Origin of the sequence: Micromonospora sp. NPDC049580 (genome assembly GCF_040675595.1) — a bacterium.
In the GTDB taxonomy this organism is placed as follows: domain Bacteria; phylum Actinomycetota; class Actinomycetes; order Mycobacteriales; family Micromonosporaceae; genus Micromonospora.
Genome location: NZ_JBFAPG010000481.1, coordinates 1 through 4,805 on the forward strand (window position 1 = coordinate 1; position 4,805 = coordinate 4,805).

4 protein-coding genes and 1 pseudogene are annotated in these 4,805 nt (G+C 73.3%); 3 read left to right on the plus strand and 2 right to left on the minus strand.

Going from position 1 to position 4,805, the window contains the following annotated elements:
• A pseudogene (locus AB0J68_RS27340) lies at window positions 1-1,245 on the minus strand (hypothetical protein); the annotation flags it as partial.
• Between the two features lie 147 nt (window positions 1,246-1,392).
• Here AB0J68_RS27340 and AB0J68_RS27345 point away from each other — a divergent pair.
• Both AB0J68_RS27345 and AB0J68_RS27350 read left to right on the plus strand, forming a co-directional pair.
• Complete coding sequence (locus tag AB0J68_RS27345; protein ID WP_039909051.1) at window positions 1,393-2,031, plus strand: TetR/AcrR family transcriptional regulator; 639 nt, start codon at window positions 1,393-1,395, stop codon at window positions 2,029-2,031.
• A 62-nt stretch (window positions 2,032-2,093) separates the two neighbouring features.
• Window positions 2,094-2,321 carry a DUF3107 domain-containing protein gene (locus tag AB0J68_RS27350; protein WP_030329796.1) on the plus strand — a complete coding sequence of 76 codons (228 nt, stop codon included), beginning with the start codon at window positions 2,094-2,096 and terminating at the stop codon, window positions 2,319-2,321.
• Window positions 2,322-2,397: 76 nt separating this feature from the next.
• Here AB0J68_RS27350 and AB0J68_RS27355 read toward each other — a convergent pair whose 3' ends face one another.
• Window positions 2,398-3,048, minus strand: a complete 651-nt coding sequence (locus tag AB0J68_RS27355) for a ferritin-like fold-containing protein (RefSeq protein ID WP_354854393.1) — start codon at window positions 3,046-3,048, stop codon at window positions 2,398-2,400.
• A 318-nt stretch (window positions 3,049-3,366) separates the two neighbouring features.
• Between AB0J68_RS27355 and AB0J68_RS27360 the strand changes: the two genes are divergently transcribed.
• Window positions 3,367-4,805 (plus strand): DEAD/DEAH box helicase (locus tag AB0J68_RS27360; protein ID WP_363941194.1); only part of this gene is annotated, 1,439 nt, incomplete at its 3' end.

A 4,805-nucleotide genomic window follows, 5' to 3' on the forward strand; every position in this document is an offset into this window, starting at 1 on the left:
ACCGGCCCAGGAGGGCCGCTCGGCCGGCTCGGGCCGGGAAACGTCCGGAGGCACGCTGGTCGGAATCGCGGCCGGACGTTCACCGGCCCAGGACGGGCGCGTGGGCGTGCGGCGGTCGGCGTCCGCCTCGGCCTGGGGGGCGTCCCGGGTGACGTCGTACGCGCGGGGCGGCTCGGCGGGCACCGGCTCGTACGGACGGGTCGGCTCGGCGCGCACCGGCTCGTACGGCAGGTGGGGCTCGGCGACCCAGCCCGGCGTGGACTCGTCCCGCGCCGGTCGGCCGGCCGGCTCGCCGTCCTGGCGGGACCAGGGCGGCGCCCACCCACTGCCCCAGCTCGGGCGGTTCCAATTGGGCCCGGACCAGTCCGGCTCGATGGAAGGAGACTCGCCCGCTCGGTGCGTGTCCCCGGTGGGGCGCTCCGGCTCGGAGTCGTCGCCTCGCCCGGTGGCACGCCCCGACTCGGCCGATGCCTCGGCTGCGGGCGGGACCTGCCAACCGCGGGAAACGGCCGGTTGATCGTCGACGGCCGGCCGTTCGCCGGTGGGCGCGCGGAGACCGGGCGGAACCTCGAAACCCGAGGCCGCCGTGCCGACGGGCGGCACCTGGATGGCGGCTGGCGCCGTGCTGGGCAGACCGGGGTCGGCCCAGCGGACGCTGCGCGGCGCGGCAGGGTCTGTGGTGGAGTGCCGGGGCGGGCCGGTGTCGGCCTCCCCCGCCCCCGGCTCCGCGGCCGGCGCGGGACGCTGGGCGGGCACCACCAGCCGGCCCCCGCCCACGTCGGGCCGGTCCTCGGCGGTCCGCCCGGGCGGCGCGCTCACCGGCGTCTGGCGGCCCGACGAGGCCCCACCGTTGAGGTGCGCGACGCCGTTGATCTCCGCATCGCCGTGGCGGACGCCGTTGATCTCGCTGTCGCCGCTGCTGTCGCTGTTGATCTCGGCCTCGTCGTGGTGGACACCGTTGGTGTGGTGGCCGTTGACCCGGGCCGGCCGCTCGGAGTCACCGGTCAGTCCGGGCAGAGGCGCGGGCAGATCGCCGTGCCTGGTGGAGGAGGCGCGCCAACCGGACGCGGGGGGTCGCTGCCACGGTGGTGCCTGCTCCCCGGCCGCCTCGCGCTCGACAGACGGGGACCACCCGCCCGTCGAGGGCGCCCACCCGCTGCCGGAGCGGCCCGGGTCGTCGTGCTGACCCGTTCCGTCACCGTGCTCTCCCGGGGTGGCGGCTCCGGGTTGCCCTGTTTCACTCACCGCGCGCTCCTTGGTCGCCCTCGCTGAGGCTACCGTGTGGGGAGAGTGGCGATAAGTTACAGCGGCGGGCCATTTCCACGACGCGGTCGAGGGCCGCCCCGGTCTGGGGGGGAAATGCCGGCCCGTACGGAGAACTCGGAGGATCCCATGACCGCTGTGGGGAACGGCGCACAGACTGCTGGCAGGCCCACCCGCCTGCCCCGCTCCGCGCGCCGTAAGCAGCTGCTCGCGGCGGCGCAGGAGGTATTCGTCGCGCAGGGCTACCACGCCGCGGCGATGGACGACATCGCCGAGCGGGCCGGGGTTTCCAAGCCGGTGCTCTACCAACACTTCCCGGGAAAGATGGACCTCTACCTGGCCCTGTTGGACACGCACTGTGACGCCATCGTCGCTCAGGTGCACGAGGCGATGCGCGGCACCAGCGACAACAAGGAGCGGGTCAGCGCGTCGGTGCGCGCGTACTTCGACTTCGTCGATCACGAGAGCGAGGCGTTCCGCCTCGTCTTCGAGTCGGACCTGCGCAACGACCCGGCGGTGCGGCAGCGGGTGGAGCGGGTCGAGCAGGGCTGCATCGCGGCGATCACCGACACCATCATCTCGGACACCGGCGTGAGCCGGTCGCACGCCGAGTTGCTCGCCTCCGGGCTGGTCGGCGCGGCGGAGACCGCCGCGCAGTTCTGGCTGGCCGGTGGCCGGCAGGTGCCGAAGGCGGAGGCCGAGGCTCTGGTGGCGGCGTTGTCCTGGCGGGGCATCGCGAGCTTCCCGCTGCAAGGTGAGTCAGCCTGACCGCCGACCCCGTGATCGGATAGCCTTCGCAGGGCGGTTATCGCCCCAGTTGAGGAGGCACAGTGGAGGTCAAGATCGGCGTGCAGTACGCGCCGCGCGAGCTGGTTCTGGACAGCGCGCAGTCGCCGGCCGAGATCGAGCAGATCGTGACCGACGCCTTCGCCGGCAACGGCGGCACGCTCTCCCTGACCGACGAGAAGGGCCGGCGGGTCATCGTTCCGGTCGAGAAGGTCGCCTACGTCGAGATCGCCGAGGCGTCCCCCCGAGCGGTCGGTTTCACCGTTCGCTGACCGGTCCGGCCGTCGCGGCAGGTAGGCGTTTCCAGGCCACCTGCCGCGGGCCGGTTCCGCGCCCGACGGGTGGCGGTCAGTTGTTCAGTCCGGCGACCGCCATTCGCGCGGTGTGTGCGGCGGTGAGCCTCCCGAACAGCCCCGGCACGTCGACCCGGTCGCCCCGCGCGATCAGCGCGGTGAGTGCGGCCCGTTCGGCGGCGACGCGGCCGGCCTGGGACAACGCCTCGCCGACCAGCCGCCGGGCCCACATGGAGAGCCGACCGGCCACCCGGGGATCGGCGGCGACGGCCAGCCGGATCTCGGCGACGGCGAACTCCGCGTACCGGGAGTCGTGCAGCACGTCCAGCACCAGCGCCCGGTCGGGCTCGTCCAGCGCGTCGGCGATCTCCCGGATGAAGTCGTCGGTGATCGCGTCGCCCACGTACGCCTTGGTGACCACCTCCGCCCAGTCCCGCGGCTCGGTGGAGTCGTGGTACGCCTGCAACGGCTGCACGTACGGCGTCATCGCCTCCTCCGGCGGCACACCCAGCGCGGTGAGCCGGTCGGCGAGCCGGCGGTAGTTGCCGATCTCGGCCGCGGCCATCTGGTTCAACGCGGCACGTCGGTGCAGGTCGGGGGCGAGTCGCGCGTCACCGGCCATGCGTTCGAAGGCGAGCAGCTCACCGAAGGCGACCAGGCCCAGCAGGTCGGCGACGGCGGGACCGGGGGTGGTCGGCGCGGACACGAGCGCAGGCTACCGTGCGGGACGGGCGCCGGGTGGCCCGTGCGGGGCACGGACGAGCGCCCGAGGAAGTGTGGCGCAGGTCACATTCGATGGCCCCGCGTGCCGGCTGGCCGACCGGGAATCGGGACGTGAGCTTGCCTGTTCAGGTAGCATAGAGCAGTTGCCGTGGGCGCCGATCTGATCGAAAGCTCAGCCCGCGGCGCGCGTGCGGCCCGGTCCGGCTCGGCACTCTGCCGCCGACCGTGTGGCCCGCGTCATACCGAACGCGCCCTGAGGACGAGACGGGGCGCACCCACGAGAGGGCACCCCCACATCCACATGAGCGAGCTGACTCAAGATCTGATGGACGGCCAGGAACTGGCCCCCACCGCCCCGGTTCGACCCGAGGCTCCCACCTTCGCCGCCCTCGGCGCCCGCGAGGAGACCGTCGAGGCGCTGGCCGCGGCCGGCATCACCCGCGCGTTCGCCATCCAGGAGTACGCGATCCCGATCGCGCTGCGCGGCGTCGACCTGATCGGCCAGGCGCCCACCGGCACCGGCAAGACCCTCGGCTTCGGCGTACCGCTGCTGGAGCGGGTCTTCGCGCCGAACGAGGGCAGCGACGGCGTCCCCCAGGCGCTGGTCGTCGTCCCCACCCGTGAGCTGGGCATCCAGGTCGCCAAGGATCTGGCCGCCGCCGGCCGGACGCGCGGCGTCCGGGTGCTGCCGATCTACGGTGGCGTGGCGTACGAGCCCCAGATCGACGCGCTGCGCAAGGGCGTCGAGATTCTGGTCGGCACCCCGGGCCGACTGATGGACCTGCAGAAGCAGAAGCACCTCCGACTGGACCGGGTGCACGCGCTCGTCCTCGACGAGGCCGACCGGATGCTCGACCTGGGCTTCCTCGACGACGTCGAGAAGATCCTGGCGATGCTTCCGGAGGACCGGCAGACGATGCTGTTCTCGGCGACCATGCCGGACCCGATCGTCACCCTGTCCCGGCGTTTCCTGCGCCAGCCGATGACGATCCACGCCGGGCACACCGCCGAGACCGGGCCGTCGCCGCAGACCCAGCAGTTGGTCTACCGCACCCACTCGATGAACAAGGTTGAGGTGGTGGCGCGCATCCTCCAGGCCGAGGGTCGCGGGCTGACCATGATCTTCACCCGCACCAAGCGGGCCGCCGACCGGGTCGCCGAGGATCTCGACTTCCGCGGGTTCGCGGTCGCCGCGGTGCACGGTGACCTCGGCCAGGGCGCCCGTGAGCGGGCGCTGCGGGCGTTCCGCGCCGGCAAGATCGACATCCTGGTCGCCACCGACGTGGCAGCCCGTGGGCTCGACGTCACCGGCGTCACCCACGTGATCAACTACGACTGCCCGGAAGACCAGGACACCTACACCCACCGGATCGGTCGTACCGGCCGGGCCGGGGCGACCGGCGTCGCGGTGACCTTCGTCGACTGGGACGACATGCCGCGCTGGCGGATCATCGACAAGACCCTCGGTCTGGAGATGCCGGAGCCGCCGGAGACGTACCACACGTCGCCGCACCTCTACACCGACCTGCACATCTCCACCGAGGTCAGCGGCACCCTGCCCACTGCCGAGCGCACCCGGGCCGGGCTGTCCGCCGAGATCGAAGAGGATCTGGGCGGGACGACCCGCTCCCGCCGGGGCGACAGCGGCGGTCGGGGCCCTCGACGCGGTGAGAGCCGCGGCGACGGCCGGGGAGAGCGCCGAGGCCGCCGAGACGGCCGCCGCGACCGCACCGACGCCGG